We start from the raw sequence: 14,626 nt of genomic DNA, 5'->3' as shown, positions 1-14,626 counted from the left end.
GCGGCCGTCGTCATCGCTGTGGCTTGTGCCCGATGCCGAGGTACGCGGTGGTGGACAGCGGATAGTTCGGCCGGTACTTCTCCGCGAGAAACGCCTGCATGACCGCGGCGCGTTCGGCCCAGACCTCCGCGCTGACGCTGTGGCGCATGAGTTCCAGCGGCGCGCTGCTGCGCACCATGGTCTCCCACATCTGCGCCGGACTGTCGAAGGGGAGCGCGATCGAATGCCGCTGGATCGACACGGCTTCGAAGCCCGCACCACGCATCTCCGATTCGAAGACCTCCGGGTTCTCCAAGCTCAGGAAATTCGGCTGCGGCTCCTGGATGTCCGGGTCGGCCGCGGCCAGGGCGCCGAACATCATCCGCATCAGCGGCGAGTCCGCGACCGGCGCCCAGCTCGACACCACCGCCGTGCCGCCCGGCCGCAACACCCGGAACAACTCGGCGAACCCTCTGGCGCGCTCGGGGAAGAACATCAGCCCGAACATCGAGAACCCGGCGTCGAACCGATCGGACTCGAACGGCAGGTCCTGCCCGTCGCCGACCCGCGCCCGGATATTGGTCAGCCCGCTGGCCGCGGCGTCCTGCGCCAACCGCGCGATCATCGGCTCGGAGAAATCGATCGCCTCGACCAGCGCCACGTGTTCGGCTGCCAGCAGGCTGAGTGTGCCCGGCCCCGCCGCGACGTCCACGACCTGCGACGCAGGCGACAGGGCGGCGAATTCGAGCGCCCGGGCCGAGAACGGCCGCATGATGGCGGGCGCGAACTCGGCATATCCGTCGGCGACGAGATCCCACGGCTCGGCGACGGCGAGCGGGTTTGCGGACATGTTCGGACGATCCTTTCAGCCATCCCCATCTAACCGCGCCACACCGGGAGGAACTCCCCAGTCCTGCGAATATGCCATCTCGGCAGTCTCAGTAACCGCGAAATGGCCGAAACAGCGTCCAGCGGAACAGCCGCGACCGGAGGACATTACGGCCCTCCGGTCGCGGACGGTTCACAGCGTGCGGGTGAGCCGGTCGGAGAGGATGTGGGCGAAGTGCGCCGGATCCTTCAGCTCGCCGCCCTCGGCCAGCACCGCCGTACCGAAGAGCAGCTCGGCGGTTTCGGACAGCTCGGTCGCGGTGCCCGCGTCGGCCTCCTCCCGCGTCGCCGCGTACGCCTCGCGCAGCCCGGTGACCAGGGGGTGGGTCGGATTGAGCTCCAGAATCCGCTTGCTCTCCGGCAACGCCTGACCCGACGCGCGGTACATCCGCTCCAGCATCGGCGTGAAGTCGAACACGTCACCGACCAGGCAGGCCGGGGAAGTGGTGAGCCGGTTGGTCAGGCGGACTTCCTTGACGCTCTCCTCCAGCGTCTTGCCCAGCCAGGCCAGCACGTCGGCGAAGTCCTTGTCCTGCTGCTCGCGCAGCGCCTCGGAGGCCTTCTTCTCCTCTTCGCTCTCCAGGTCGACCTCGCCCTTGGCGATGGACTGCAACGGCTTGCCGTCGAAGTCGGGCACCGAGCCGACCCACATCTCGTCGACCGGATCGGTCAGGATCAGCACCTCGCGGCCCTTGGCCAGGAACGCCTCCAAATGCGGGGAGCTCTCGACCTGCTGGCGGGTCTCGCCGGTCATGTAGTAGATCGTGTCCTGGCCTTCGGGCATCCGCTCCACGTACTGGGCGAGCGTGGTCAGCTCGGACTCGGAGTTCGTCGAGGCGAACGAGGAGACCTGCAGGATGGTCTCGCGGTTGTCGAAGTCCGAGAGCAGGCCCTCCTTGAGGACGCGGCCGAATTCCGTCCAGAAGGTCTGGTACTCGGTCTGGTCCTCGGCGCCCTGCAGATCCTTCACCGTGGACAGCACCTTCTTCACCAGGCGCTTGCGGATCATCTGGATCTGCCGATCCTGCTGCAGGATCTCCCGGGAGACGTTGAGCGAGAGGTCCTGCGCGTCCACTACGCCCTTGACGAAGCGCAGGTATTCCGGCATCAGCTCTTCGCAGTTGTCCATGATGAACACCCGCTTGACGTAGAGCTGCACACCGCGCTTGTGCTCGCGGGCGAACAGGTCGAACGGCGCGTGCGACGGGATGAACAGCAGCGCCTGGTATTCGAAGGTGCCCTCGGCCTTGAGCGGAATGATCTCCAGCGGATCGTCCCAGCCATGGCTGACGTGCTTGTAGAACTCCTTGTACTCCTCGTCGCTGACCTCGCTCTTGGGGCGGGTCCACAGCGCCTTCATAGAGTTGATCGTCTGGTCCTCGAGGACCGTCTTCTCCTCGGCGTCCTCGCCCTCACCCTCGGTGACCGTCCGCTCGACCTGCATGCGGATCGGCCAGGCGATGAAGTCGGAGTACTTCTTGACGATCTCCCGCAGCTTCCAGTCCTGGGTGTAGTCGAAGAGGTGGTCCTCCTCGTCGACCGGCTTGAGGTGGAGCGCGACCGACGTGCCCTGCGGGATCTCGTCCAGTTCTTCGATCGTGTAGGTGGAGCTGCCCGCGGTCGACTCCCACCGGGTGCCGGTGGTCTCGCCGGCATGGCGGGTGGTCAGCGTGACCTTGTCGGCGACCATGAAGGTGGAGTAGAAGCCGATGCCGAACTGGCCGATCAACTCCTCGGCCGCCGCCTCGGACTTGGCCTCGTTCAGCTGCTTGCGCAGCTCGGCGGTACCGGACTTGGCGAGGGTGCCGATCAGGTCGACCACCTCGGCGCGCGACATGCCGATGCCGTTGTCCCGGACGGTCAGGATCCGGTTGTCCTTGTCGACCTCCAGCTCGACGTGCAGGTCCGACGTGTCGACGTGCAGATCTTTGTTCCGGAAGGACTCCAGCCGCAGCTTGTCCAGCGCGTCGGAGGAGTTCGAGATCAGCTCCCGCAGGAAGGTGTCCTTGTTGGAGTAGACCGAATGGATCATCAGCTCGAGCAGCTGATGTGTCTCTGCCTGGAACTCGAGTTTTTCGACGTGCTCTGTCACGTCGCGATGGTACCGCCGCTGCCGAGCGACGGGGCCGAAGGAGGTACCGAGGACGCGTGCCGGAAATCGGTCAGGCCAGGAACCTCGAGGTCGGCGCGGGTCGTCATCCACTCGCGCAACACCTGGGTGGCGCGGACGTCGTCCTCGTTGTACTCCAGCAACCGGGTGCGCTGGGTCGGGTCGGGTGGCGCGCCGTCGTAGCCGACCGCGAGTCGATACCAGCTCATCGACGCCTCCCCGCCCGCCTCGGGATCGCGCCAGGCGAATCCGGCGACGGGTGCGATCTTCTTCAGTCCCTTGCCGTTCGGGCAGATGAACTGGTCGGACACGGCCTGGAACATGTCCACCCACTGCGGCCCGTCCACGAACGCGCGCACCTGCTCATGTGTCGGCACGCCCGGCCTGCCCGCGAATCGGCGCGCCGACTCGTACAGCCACTTGTCCTCGGCGGTGCGCGAATAGCAGTAGGCGGCGAACGTCTTCCCGGACGCGGCCGCCTCGGCGCGCACGGTCATCAGCCAGGTCCAGAACTCGCCGAAGGAGCGGCCCTCGTCCTCGGTCGGCAGCGGGTCCCAGGTCACGAACGGGCGGTACACGCCGTCCAGCAGCGTGCCCCACAGGTAGGCGCCGTGCTCTTGGAAGCTTTCCAGGTCGACGTCGACCTCCACGTCCGCCCGCCGGACCCGCACCGGCTCGACCCGGCGCACCAGCGGCGCACCGGCGATCCAGGCCCGCGCCGTGACCACAGCCTCGTCGAACGGACCGTGCTGCCAGTCCTCGGGATCGTCGCCGATCCAGGCGGCCAGCTCGTCGATCGTCTCGACGCCGTGCCCGCGCAGCACCTCGGCGCGGGATCCGGGCGCCACCAAGCTGACGTCGCGGCGCTCGATCAGCCAGCCCTCGCAGCTCGGCCCCTCGATGCCCCGCGTCCACCACGGGCACTGCCTGCACTCGGGCACCTTGGACGGCACGGTCGGCAGCTTGCCGCGCACCACCGCGATCCGGTCGGCGTAACGCCGGTCGTAGTCGGCCAGCAGCGGGGCGAGGTCGTGCACCAGGATGCGGTCGAAGTCGAAGCCGATCACGCCACCGACCACTGCGGGACTGGCCAGGCCGTGGCGCTGCAGCATTCGGTGCAGGTGGGCGAGCCGCTGCTGGTCGCGGGGCTGCTGACGTAGTTTGCGGTACGGATCCGGCTGCGGATTCCAGTGATACGGGTCCGTGGTGGTGGGGTGGAAGTCGGCCGGTTCCGGTTGGCGCGGATCGGTCACTTTGTGGTTCACCACGATGACCGGTATGTATCCGCCGCGGTCCTCGTCACGCAGCAGGATCTCCGCGCCGCCGCGCCGACCCGTTTCCGGCTCCTGCGGCAGGAGCCCGCCCCAGATGCGTTGCGCCCCTGCCGCACACGCGCGCATCGTCGCTTCGGCCCGCTCGGCGGCGCGCAGGTGCGGATCGATCACCACCCACGCTTCGGGGGCCGCCTCGATCAGCGCGTCGCGCACCCGCCTGCGGTGCGTTGCCGCGGCATCCCTGCGCTGGCGCACGCCCGCGTCCTCGGAGATTCCCGCCAGCGCTTCGGGATGTGCCGCGTCCAGACGCAGGCGGTGGCGGCATCCGATCAGCGCCCTGGCATCGATGAAGGCGGTCGACACGTCGGCGGGCCGATCCACGGCTGTGCCGTTGCGCTTGCGACCATCCTGGTCACCGATGTCCGAATCCACGCTATGCAGTATGGTCCCTCCCCCCGACAACTCCGGTAGGTGTCTATACCCTCGCAGCCGTGAGCATGGACCCGATAGGGTAGCGGCGAACTGTGTGACATGGGCGGACGGGCTTCCCCGGCGTCGTACTGCCATGGCGAACCAGCATGACGGAGGGCCTTCGATGGGGTTGTTCACGAAGCGCAAACGGCGGCCGAGCCGCAGGGCCGAGGCGAAAGCCCTCAAGCACAAGGCCACGATCGAGGCCAAGCTGGCCGCCAGGAACGACCGCAAGGCCCGCCGTGCCGAGGCGCGCACCCAGCGAAAGGTCGCCGAGGCACAGATCGCCACGCTCCAAGCGGAGGAGAAGGCCGCGCTGAAACTGGCGGCCAAGGCCGAGCGTGATCCGTTCACCGCGAGTCAGGTCAAGAAGTACCTCGGTGTGGCCCGCGTGCTCATCCCGGTCCTCGCCCCGCTCGCCTACCGTGGCGCGACGTTCCTGCGCGGTCGGCTCGACAGCCGCCGCGCCCAGCAGCTCGGCGTCGGCATCGACCAGCTCGGCGACTTCACCGGTCACGGCGGGAAGCTCCAGGCCAGGATCGCGAATGCGGAAGCGGCGCTGGAGCAGGTCGGCACGCAGGATGGCAAGGACAAGGGCGAGACGCAGAAGTTCGCCGCCGCCACCAAGGACCGTCTCGGCAGCCTGACCGCCGCCGTGCGCACCGCCGACCAGATGCCCGCCCATCGACGCCGCGCCGTGCACACGTCGATCACCCACGAGTTGTCCGGGATCGAGTCCGACATCCTGGCCCGGCTCGGCGTGCGCTGAGCCGCACCGTCCCGATGTCCCCGCACCCGATCGCCGGCCGCCTGCGCGGTGGCCTGGTCGGTGCGCTCGTCGCCACGCTCGCCGTCGCAGCGCATGGGGCCGCGGGCGGCGGTATTCCCGATTCCACCGAGCTGACGCTGCTGTTGCTGATCGCCACAGTGATGGGGTCGGCCGCGGGCGCGGTGCCGGTGCGTCCGGGTCCCGTCGTCCTCGGGTTGCTGGGGGCAGGTCAGCTGGCGAGCCACGCCGCCCTGTCGGGTCCGCTCGGGCACGACCACACCGGGCGCGGAACCGGCGGCGCCACAACGCTTTCCATACTGCCCGCCGGGTGGATGCTGTTCGCGCACGCCGTCGCGACGCTCGGTTGCGCGGTCCTGATCGTGCTCGCCGAGCGGCTGCACGCCGTCGCCTCCGGTGCACTGCGCGCGATACTCGCTCGACCGCGGACGTCGCGGATCGTCGGCGCGCCGCAATGGCCGGATCCCGGTCTTCCGCCCTATCGCTGTGCGCCGAACGGCGCGATCGGTCCTCGCGCCCCACCCGTGCCGGCCTGACTCCTCGACACCCACTTCCCTTCAGACAGAAGGCTTCAGCATGCACAGCTCGATTTCGCGCGCCGTCGGCACGACGGCCGCCGCGGCAGGACTCGTCCTGCTCGCCTGCGGCTCCGCCGCGGCACATGTCACGGTGGACGCGCCCGGGGCGACACCGGGCGGATACGCCGTCGCCACCTTCCGGGTGCCCACCGAATCCGACACCGCGAGCACCACGGCGCTCACCGTCACCCTGCCCAATCTGAAATCCGCTCGGACCGAGCCCATCGCGGGCTGGTCGGCCAGGGTCGAACGCAACGACAAGTCCGAGGTCACCGCGATCACCTGGACCGCTGCCCCCGATGCGCCCGGCATTCCACCTGGTCAATTCCAACGGTTCGCGGTGTCGGTCGGCCCGCTGCCCAAGCAGGATTCGGTCAGCTTCCCGGCCGAGCAGACCTACTCCGACGGCAAGGTGGTCAGCTGGGATCAGCCGGTCGGCAAGGACGGCGACGAGCCCGAACACCCGGCGCCGTCGATCACCCTGACCGGGGAAGCGAACGCGGTAGACGGGCACAAGGTGGGCAGCGAGGCCGCGGACGACGACGCGGACCACGCCGACGACACCGCCCGCTGGCTGGGCGGGATCGGCCTCGCGCTCGGCGTGCTCGGCGTCGCGCTGGGTCTCGGCAATGTGATTCGGGGGCGGCGCTCATGACCCGCCGTCTGCTCACCGCCGTTGTGGCGGGCCTGTTCCTGCTCGGATTCGGTATCGCCGCAACGGGAGTCGCCACCGCGCACTCCGCGGCCACCGGCAGCGTTCCGGAGGACAACGCGACCGTCGACACCGGACCGGCGCGGGCCAGCGTCACGTTCAACGAAGACCTGCAACCCAGCTTCCCTTCGCTCACCGTCGTCGGCCCGGACGGCAACCTCTGGTCCAAGGGCGATCCGGTGGTCGAGGGCAGGACGGTCGGCGTCGCCCTCGGCGAGCTGGGGCCGGTCGGCGAGTACACCATCGCCTACCGGGTGACCTCGGCCGACGGCCACCCGGTCAGCGGCAAACGGCACTTCACGCTCAGCAAGCCCGGCAACGGCACGCCCGGGCCCAAGCCCAACGCGAAGGCGAGCGAGAGCACGGACGACTCGGGCGGGGTTCCGCTGTGGGTGTTCATCGTCGGCGCGATCGTGCTCTTCGGCGGCGGGCTCGCATTCGCGTTGTTCGGCGGCAGGAGCCGCGGCCCGAAGCGGTGAACGACGCGAAGACCGGCGGCCGGGGCGCCCGGCGGCCAGCTGGCCGGGTGCCCTGGCCTGCGCTGCTGCTGGCCGTTCCGTCTGGGCTGCTCGGCGTAGCGCTCGCCTGGGTGCTGATCCTGCCAGGGCCGCTACCCGCCGAGGCCGTGGTCCGCGTGGTAGCCGACGGCGTCGGTGCGACCGCGCTCGGGTTGGCCGCGCTGCCGAGGGTGGCGCCGCGGCTGCGGACACCCTGGCGATTGCTCGCGGTCCTCGCCGGGGTTTGGGCGATCGCCGAGTTCGCCGTGTTGGTCTTCGAGGCGGCGGACGTGGTCGGCGTTCCGGTGGCCGACCTGGGCGCCGCGGAGTTCGGCACCTACCTCGTCGACGTCAGCGGCGGGCAGGTCGGTATCGCGATCCTGATCGGCGTCGGTGCGGTGGCGGGCGGGTCGGCGCTGGCCTTCCGACGGCCTCGGTCCGCCTCGACCGACCTGGTCCTGGTGTTCGCGGCGGTCGCGTTGGCGTTGCGCCCGATCACCGGGCACATGTCGCAGCAGGCGTTCGGCTCGGTGCTCGCGGCGGTGCACGCGTTGGCGGCGGCCGCCTGGTTCGGTGTGCTGATCGCGCTGGCACTGGTGGTGCGGACCCGTGGCGAGTGGGCGGTCGTACTGCCGCGCTATTCGGCGGTCGCGCTGCCGCTGGTGGTGACAGTGGGGATGACCGGATTGCTGAACGGCCTGGTCCGCGTCGGCGGGATCGGTCCTTTCGTCACGACCGGCTACGGCAGGATCCTGCTCGCCAAGACCGTGGTGCTGCTCGGACTGCTCGCGCTCGGGTGGTGGTGGCGGCGCAGCTGGGTGCCACGGGCGGCCGACCACCGGATGGGCGCGGAGGCCTCGCTGCGCCGGGCGGTCGCCGAGGTGGTCGTGATGGCGCTGGCATTCGGGCTGGCCGCGGCGCTCGCGGTCACCGCATGAATCGGTGTCGCCCTGCCCCGGTTAGTGTTTCCCCATGACCGAAGTGAAGATCGTCGAGGATTGTGTGGCCTCGGCGGAGTCCGCGTTCGCGTATGTGAACGACTACCAGAATCTGCCGCGCTTCCTGCACGGCGTCCAATCCTTCACGCCGGTCGGCGAGCAGACCGAAGGTGTCGGCGCCACCTTCGACGGACACATGAAGCTGGGACCCGCCGCGCTGAAGTCGCGGATCGAGGTGATCCGTTGGGAGCAGGGCTACGCCATCGGCGTGAAGTCCATCAAGGGTTTCGAGATCGAATCCACCTTCTTGTTCCACGCCAAGGGCGACGCTTTGTGCACGGTCGACGCGATCGTGGACTACCGGGTGCCGGGCGGGTTGGCCGGGCGGGCGCTGGGCAAGACCATCGAGCCGTTCGTGAAGATCGCCGTACAGCACACCACACACAACCTCGTCACGCAGATCGCGGCCTTCCACGTCGCGCGCACTGCTTGATTCGGAGCTGTCCCACCTCCCTTTTGCGGCTCGCCATGTGACGCATGGACGAGTTGGTCGTGGAGTCGGCTGACTCGGGTGGGCCGGGTTGCACGCGAGACACCCGGGTCGGGATGCTGGAGGGGTGAGCACCACCCCCTCCTTCACTCAGCAGATCGGCTATATCTGCGGCCGCACGCTGCCGGACTCGATGTCCGATTGGGTACGTGCGGACCTGCTCGGTCCCGGTGCGACGCGGCGTTATCTGCTGCGGTTTCTGGTGCCCGTGCTTCCGGTATTGATGCTGTTCCTGCTGCTGCCCGGTCCGCTGTGGATGGGCTTGGCGATGATGGCGCTGCTGTACCTGCCGCTGATCTACTTCACGGTGGCGTTGCTGTACGTCTACCGGCGGCACCGGCTGATCAAGCATGGACTCGACCCTGCGCTGGCGGATGCCGACGCCCGTCGCCGGACCGAACGCGAACGCCTCGACTACGAGCGCAGGCACGGCCGTGCCTGATTTGCTCGGTCTCGCTTCGCTCGAAAGCGAGGGTCGGGCCAGTGTGGTTGCCGTGCGAGGGCAACCACAGCTGGATGTTCGCTGCTCGCCGGTTGCGAGCACCTGAAGCTAGCGGTGGCTTATATCACAGGCATAGCCTGGATACATGAAAACCCCCACGATAAGGCAGCGGATCGCCTACGATGTCGGCCGCGAGCTCCCCGAGGAGCTGCACGAGTGGGTCATCCACGACCTCGTTGGGCACGGGGCCGTGGAACGCTATCTCGTCCGGTTTCTCGGGCCGATCATCCCGTTCTTCGCCTTGGTGCTGCTGTTCCCCGGGCCGCTACCGCTCAAGATCGGCTTGATCGTGATGATGATCGTTCCCCTGGTCGTCTTCACGGTCGCGCTCAGTTACGTCTGGCGCCGATTCCGCCTGGTCCAGCACGGCTTGAATCCGGAATTGGTCGACCACGGCAAAGTCTCCGAACACGACCGGGACCTGTACGAACTGCGCTACGGCCACCGATAGCGCCTGCCGCGGACGCGAGCCGAAGACGCGCGTGCGCTGAGCAACCATGTGCGGGGAGACTCGACGTCCCGAGCAGACACAGCCCCGCGATCGCACCGTGGCGCAGGCACGGCAAGATGAGCACAGTGACCGAACAGAATGTAATCGCCACCGCCGACCTGGCCGATGAGATCGGCCCGGAGATCCGCAGCTGCGACACGCAGTTCATTCAGTTCGGCGCGCGCGCGGCGTTCTCCGGACGCATCACCACCATCCGCTGCTTCCAGGACAACCTGCTGGTGAAGCAGACGCTCGGCGAACCGGGCGAAGGCAAGGTGCTCGTGGTCGACGGCGGCGCGAGCGTGCACACCGCGCTGGTGGGCGACATCATCGCCGGGCGCGGTGTCGAGAACGGCTGGGCAGGCGTCATCGTCAACGGCGCGGTCCGCGACTCCGCCATCCTGCGCACCCTCGATATCGGCATCAAGGCGCTGGGCACCAACCCGCGCAAGAGCACCCAGAGCGGCAGCGGTGACCGTGATGTGCCGGTCGAATTCGGCGGGGTCACCTTCGTTCCCGGCGAGATGCTCTACAGCGACCACGACGGCATCGTCGTGCGCGCCGAGAGCTGAGTCGGCGGCGCCCGGGTCACACTCCGGAGCCGACTGCCGACCGCCGCGCAGGCGCGGTCAGCCGGACACTCTGGCCTTGTGACCGGCGATGGCGACCACGTCACCGACGTGCAACTGCCGTCCACGACGTAGCTCGACCTCATCGTTCACTCGCACCAATCCGGCGGCGATCACCGTCTTTGCCTCCGAACCCGATTCGATCAAGTTGGCCAGCTTGAGAAATTGACCGAGCCGAATGACGTCATCATCGATCGGCACATCGACTGGTTCTGACATGGAGTAAATACTTACTCCCCCATCCGACCTCACCGAACACCGCCCTACGCCTCCAGCGATCCAGGGGCAAACCACAATCTGACCGCGAAAACCCCGTCGCATACGGTTCCGCCGAAAAGCGCACCATCGCACTTGGACAAAATGACATTCCACAGCACAGCCCCAGACACAATGCCGCACAGTCCGGTGACCAGCACACTTTCGGCCGCCGGTTCGTCCGAGCAGACTTTCCATCGCACCGAACCCGTCTCACGCACGACAACACCGATTCCACGACTTTCGAGCGAAGCGAGACCGAGCATTGCCCGTTCGCGGCCCGGCTCGCGTCCGAGCGGCCGCCGCGTCCGCGACGCAGTCGCCAGCGGCGTCCACTGGCCCACACAGGTGTCGGCGATCATAGGTGCTGTGGTTTCCGCATTGCGTGACCACTGGGCCCCACTTCCGTTTTCGAGCGAAGCGAGATCGAGCATTGCCCGTTCGCGGCCCGGCTCGCGTCCGAGCGGCCGCCGCGTCCGCGACGAAGTCGCCAGCGGCGGTCGCTCGGACGCGAGCCACAAGGGGGCCGCGAACACGCCGCGACGCAGTCGCGGCCAAATAAACACAGCCGCGAACACGCCGCGCCGCAGGCGTGGCAAATCCGACACAGCTGCGTACACACTGGTTCCGTGACATCCACGCAAGCCCAGCAACACATCGATACCGAACCGCCCCCGGATAGAACGCCGCCGGTCCCGCACCGCGGGCACGGACGACTTTCGGAAGTGCCGCATATCGCGGGATCGGTACTCGGTGTGTTCGCGGTGCTGTGCTTCCTCTGGAGCCTTTCGCCCGGACTGCGTTTCGTGACCCAGGTACCGCGCCGCTACATCGACGACCATTACTTCGACGCGCCGGACACCAATTTGATGTGGGCGCTGGTCGTCGGATTGACGGCGGGCGCGATCGCCAGCCGTAAACGAATCGCCTGGTGGTTGCTGGTCGGTTATCTCCTGCTCTATACGGCGGGCAATATCGCCACCTTCACCGGAGAAGGCGATATCAACGCGCTGGTGGCCATGGTGGTGCACCTCGCGGTGATCGGCGTGCTCATCGCGGCATGGCCGGAGTTCTACACCAAGGTGCGCCGGGGCGCGGGGTGGAAGGCGCTCGGCGTGCTGGTCGGCGGCTTGGCCGTCGGCGCGCTGCTCGGCTGGGGGCTGGTGGAGTTGTTCCCTGGCAGCCTGCCGCCGGGCGTGCAGCGACCGGCGTGGGCGTTATACCGGGTGACCGCGGCGGTGCTGGCCGAAAACGAGCACTTCGACGGTCATCCGCCGCCGTTCGTCAATTTCCTGCTCGGCTTGTTCGGCGCCGTCGCGCTGCTGGCCGCCGTGATCATCCTGCTGCGCTCGCAGCGTTCTGCCAACGCGATGACCGGGACCGACGAGTCGGCGATCCGCGGGCTGCTGGAGCGCTCGGATGTGGAGGATTCGCTCGGCTATTTCGGCACCCGCCGGGACAAGGCGGTCGTGTTCGCACCGAGCGGCAAGGCGGCCGTGACCTATCGGGTGGAGCTGGGCGTCTGCCTGGCCAGCGGCGACCCGATCGGAATCAGGGGGGCCTGGCCGCAGGCGATCGATGCCTGGCTGCGCTTGGCGGACCGATTCGGTTGGGCCCCCGCGGTGATGGGCGCGAGCGAACTGGGCGCGACGGCATATCGACGCGCCGGCCTGTCCGTGCTGCGCCTCGGCGACGAGGCAATTCTGGACACCAGGAACTTCTCGCTCGCGGGGCCGGAAATGAAGCCGGTGCGCCAGGCCGCGAACCGGCTCCGCAAGCACGGCGTCGCGGTGCGCATTCGCCGGCATCGCGATATCCCCGCCGAGGAGTTCCCCCTGATCATCGCCCGCGCGGACGGCTGGCGCGACACCGAGACCGAGCGCGGGTTCTCCATGGCCCTCGGCCGATTGGGCGATCCACTGGACGGCGATTGCCTGCTGGTCGAGGCGGTCAACCCGCAGGATCGGGTGCTCGGCATGCTGTCGCTGGTTCCATGGGGCCGCACCGGCGTCTCACTCGAACTGATGCGCCGCGATCCGCAAGGCCCCAATGGCGTGATGGAGCTGATGATCACGCAGCTCGCACTGAACTCCGAGCAGTACGGCATCACCAAGGTGTCATTGAATTTCGCGGTGTTCCGCTCGGTGTTCGAAGAGGGTGGGCGGATCGGCGCCGGTCCCGTGCTGCGCTTGTGGCGCGGCGTGCTGGTGTTCTTCTCGCGCTGGTGGCAGCTGGAAGCGCTGTACCGGTCCAACGTCAAGTACCAGCCGCACTGGGCGCCCCGGTTCTTCCTGTTCGAAGAGCGCAGGCAGCTGCCCCGAGTCGCGGTGGCCAGCGCGCTGGCCGAAGGCTTCCTCCCACGGCTCGGCAAGGAGACCGAGACCGTGGCACACACCGGCGTGCACACCGCGGTGCCCGCGACGGTGACGGGCCTGCACGCCGACGGCAGCCCCCCGGAGATCCCCGAGATTCCGGCCGAGGAGGAGCTTCCGCGCAGGCCCGAGCAGGTCCGCGTGCGCATGGACAAGCTTGCACGCCTTGCCGATTCCGGCATCGATCCCTATCCGGTCGCGTACCCGCCGACGCATACGGTCGCCGAAGCGCGGCGTTCCCCGCGCGGAACCACGGTCCGGGTCTGCGGCAGGCTGCTGCGGATACGCGACTACGGCGGTGTGATCTTCGCGGTGGTCCGCGACTGGACCGACGACATCCAACTGGTCATCGATCGTGACCGGGTCGGCGCCGAACGCAGCGCCGAGTTCGGCGAGTTCTTCGATCTCGGCGACCTGATCGAGGTGAGCGGCCAGATCGGGCACAGCAGGCGCGGTGAGCTGTCGCTGCTCGCGGTGGACTGGCGGATGCTGGGCAAATGCCTGCATCCCTTGCCGGACAAGTGGAAAGGCCTGTCCGATCCCGAGGCCAGGGTGCGGCAGCGCTACGTCGACATGGCGATCAACACCGAGATACGCGAGGTGCTGGCCAAGCGCAGTGCGGTGGTGCGCTCGCTGCGGGACTCATTGGACTCCTGGGGATACCTGGAGATGGAGACACCGATCCTGCAACGGGTGCACGGCGGCGCCAACGCGACGCCGTTCATCACCCACATCAACGCCTACGACCTCGACCTGTACTTGCGCATCGCGCCCGAGCTGTACCTGAAACGGTTGTGCGTCGGCGGTATGGAGAAGGTGTTCGAGATCGGGCGGACCTTCCGCAACGAGGGCGTCGACTTCAGCCACAACCCCGAATTCACCATTTTGGAGGCGTACGAAGCGCACAGCGACTACGAGCGCATGATGCACCTGTGCCGTCGGCTGATCCAGAACGCCGCGATCGCGGCCAACGGTGCGATGGTGGCGTTGCGCCCCAACGGAAACGGCACGTTCGAGGAAGTGGACATCTCCGGTGACTGGCGGGTGATGACGGTGCACGGTGCGGTATCCGAAGCGATCGGCACCGTGATCACGCCGGAGACCGGGGTCGAGGAACTGCGCCAGCTGTGCGACAAGGCCGACGTGCCGTATCAGCACGGCTGGGACGCCGGCCAGGTGGTCCTGGAGATGTACGAGCACTTGGTCGAGTCCCGCACCGAGGAACCGACGTTCTACATAGACTTCCCGACCTCGGTGTCCCCGCTGACCAGGCAGCATCGCAGTATCCCCGGCGTCACCGAGCGCTGGGACCTGGTCGCGTGGGGCGTCGAACTCGGCACCGCCTACAGCGAACTCACCGATCCGGTGGAGCAGCGGCGCAGGCTCACCGAGCAATCGCTGCTCGCGGCGGGCGGCGATCCGGAAGCGATGGAGCTCGACGAGGACTTCCTCCAGGCGCTGGAACACGCGATGCCGCCGACCGGCGGGCTCGGGATGGGCGTCGACCGGATCGTCATGCTGATCACCGGACGCAGCATTCGCGAGACGCTCGCGTTCCCGCTGGTGAAACCGCGTTGACCGAGTCTGCCCCGGG

General features: G+C 68.1%; 15 protein-coding genes. 10 read left to right on the top strand and 5 right to left on the bottom strand.

Going from position 1 to position 14,626, the window contains the following annotated elements:
- Positions 1-10 precede the first annotated feature (10 nt).
- The 3 genes from OHA40_RS16065 to OHA40_RS16055 form a co-directional block, all read right to left on the bottom strand.
- The gene (locus tag OHA40_RS16065) at positions 11-829 is read right to left on the bottom strand and encodes a class I SAM-dependent methyltransferase (RefSeq protein WP_330233837.1); all 819 of its coding nucleotides are present in this window, start codon (positions 827-829) and stop codon (positions 11-13) included.
- Between the two features lie 171 nt (positions 830-1,000).
- Entirely contained in the window at positions 1,001-2,959 is a 1,959-nt protein-coding gene (gene htpG, locus OHA40_RS16060; protein ID WP_330233836.1) for a molecular chaperone HtpG, read from the bottom strand.
- Positions 2,956-4,632, bottom strand: a complete 1,677-nt coding sequence (locus OHA40_RS16055) for a TM0106 family RecB-like putative nuclease (RefSeq protein ID WP_442944051.1) — start codon at positions 4,630-4,632, stop codon at positions 2,956-2,958. The genes htpG and OHA40_RS16055 overlap by 4 nt, the downstream gene beginning before the upstream one ends.
- Before the next feature lie 214 nt (positions 4,633-4,846).
- Here OHA40_RS16055 and OHA40_RS16050 point away from each other — a divergent pair, with 214 nt between their 5' ends.
- The 9 genes from OHA40_RS16050 (at position 4,847) to rraA (ending at position 10,348) form a co-directional block, all read left to right on the top strand.
- Positions 4,847-5,491, top strand: coding sequence for a DUF6474 family protein (locus tag OHA40_RS16050; protein ID WP_330233835.1), 645 nt, complete (start codon positions 4,847-4,849; stop codon positions 5,489-5,491).
- A 14-nt stretch (positions 5,492-5,505) separates the two neighbouring features.
- Positions 5,506-6,045, top strand: a complete 540-nt coding sequence (locus tag OHA40_RS16045; RefSeq protein WP_330233834.1) for a hypothetical protein — start codon at positions 5,506-5,508, stop codon at positions 6,043-6,045.
- Between the two features lie 40 nt (positions 6,046-6,085).
- On the top strand, positions 6,086-6,742 hold the full coding sequence (locus OHA40_RS16040; protein WP_330233833.1) for a YcnI family copper-binding membrane protein: 657 nt from the start codon (positions 6,086-6,088) through the stop codon (positions 6,740-6,742).
- Positions 6,739-7,278: a copper resistance CopC family protein gene (locus tag OHA40_RS16035; RefSeq protein WP_330233832.1), complete on the top strand. Its 540-nt coding sequence runs from the start codon at positions 6,739-6,741 to the stop codon at positions 7,276-7,278. Before OHA40_RS16040 ends, OHA40_RS16035 begins: the two co-directional genes overlap by 4 nt.
- Entirely contained in the window at positions 7,275-8,234 is a 960-nt protein-coding gene (locus OHA40_RS16030; RefSeq protein WP_442944012.1) for a CopD family protein, read from the top strand. The genes OHA40_RS16035 and OHA40_RS16030 overlap by 4 nt, the downstream gene beginning before the upstream one ends.
- Before the next feature lie 34 nt (positions 8,235-8,268).
- Positions 8,269-8,727, top strand: coding sequence for an SRPBCC family protein (locus tag OHA40_RS16025; protein WP_330233831.1), 459 nt, complete (start codon positions 8,269-8,271; stop codon positions 8,725-8,727).
- 124 nt (positions 8,728-8,851) lie between these two features.
- Positions 8,852-9,226, top strand: a complete 375-nt coding sequence (locus OHA40_RS16020) for a DUF5313 family protein (RefSeq protein WP_330233830.1) — start codon at positions 8,852-8,854, stop codon at positions 9,224-9,226.
- Positions 9,227-9,371: 145 nt separating this feature from the next.
- Positions 9,372-9,737 (top strand): DUF5313 family protein, encoded by a 366-nt coding sequence (locus OHA40_RS16015; protein WP_330233829.1) that lies wholly within the window; start codon positions 9,372-9,374, stop codon positions 9,735-9,737.
- Between the two features lie 125 nt (positions 9,738-9,862).
- Positions 9,863-10,348 (top strand): ribonuclease E activity regulator RraA, encoded by a 486-nt coding sequence (rraA, locus tag OHA40_RS16010; protein ID WP_330233828.1) that lies wholly within the window; start codon positions 9,863-9,865, stop codon positions 10,346-10,348.
- Positions 10,349-10,405: 57 nt separating this feature from the next.
- Here the strand turns inward: rraA and OHA40_RS16005 are convergent, their stop codons facing one another.
- The gene (locus tag OHA40_RS16005; protein ID WP_330233827.1) at positions 10,406-10,624 is read right to left on the bottom strand and encodes an RNA-binding S4 domain-containing protein; all 219 of its coding nucleotides are present in this window, start codon (positions 10,622-10,624) and stop codon (positions 10,406-10,408) included.
- Positions 10,625-10,668: 44 nt separating this feature from the next.
- Positions 10,669-11,280: a hypothetical protein gene (locus tag OHA40_RS16000; protein WP_330233826.1), complete on the bottom strand. Its 612-nt coding sequence runs from the start codon at positions 11,278-11,280 to the stop codon at positions 10,669-10,671.
- 9 nt (positions 11,281-11,289) lie between these two features.
- Between OHA40_RS16000 and lysX the strand changes: the two genes are divergently transcribed.
- Positions 11,290-14,610 carry a bifunctional lysylphosphatidylglycerol synthetase/lysine--tRNA ligase LysX gene (gene lysX, locus OHA40_RS15995; RefSeq protein ID WP_442944011.1) on the top strand — a complete coding sequence of 1,107 codons (3,321 nt, stop codon included), beginning with the start codon at positions 11,290-11,292 and terminating at the stop codon, positions 14,608-14,610.
- Positions 14,611-14,626 lie beyond the last annotated feature (16 nt).

This window comes from Nocardia sp. NBC_00508, assembly GCF_036346875.1.
Taxonomy (GTDB): Bacteria; Actinomycetota; Actinomycetes; order Mycobacteriales; family Mycobacteriaceae; genus Nocardia.
This window is presented reverse-complemented; position numbering and strand designations above follow the sequence as displayed.

Excerpts from the sequence above, each read along its gene's own strand:
- OHA40_RS16065 (WP_330233837.1), bottom strand. The coding sequence starts at position 829 with ATGTCCGCAAACCCGCTCGCCGTCGCCGAGCCGTGGGATCTCGTCGCC.
- OHA40_RS16050 (WP_330233835.1), top strand. The coding sequence starts at position 4,847 with ATGGGGTTGTTCACGAAGCGCAAACGGCGGCCGAGCCGCAGGGCCGAG.
- OHA40_RS16045 (WP_330233834.1), top strand. The coding sequence starts at position 5,506 with ATGTCCCCGCACCCGATCGCCGGCCGCCTGCGCGGTGGCCTGGTCGGT.
- OHA40_RS16040 (WP_330233833.1), top strand. The coding sequence starts at position 6,086 with ATGCACAGCTCGATTTCGCGCGCCGTCGGCACGACGGCCGCCGCGGCA.
- OHA40_RS16035 (WP_330233832.1), top strand. The coding sequence starts at position 6,739 with ATGACCCGCCGTCTGCTCACCGCCGTTGTGGCGGGCCTGTTCCTGCTC.
- OHA40_RS16025 (WP_330233831.1), top strand. The coding sequence starts at position 8,269 with ATGACCGAAGTGAAGATCGTCGAGGATTGTGTGGCCTCGGCGGAGTCC.
- OHA40_RS16015 (WP_330233829.1), top strand. The coding sequence starts at position 9,372 with ATGAAAACCCCCACGATAAGGCAGCGGATCGCCTACGATGTCGGCCGC.
- OHA40_RS16005 (WP_330233827.1), bottom strand. The coding sequence starts at position 10,624 with ATGTCAGAACCAGTCGATGTGCCGATCGATGATGACGTCATTCGGCTC.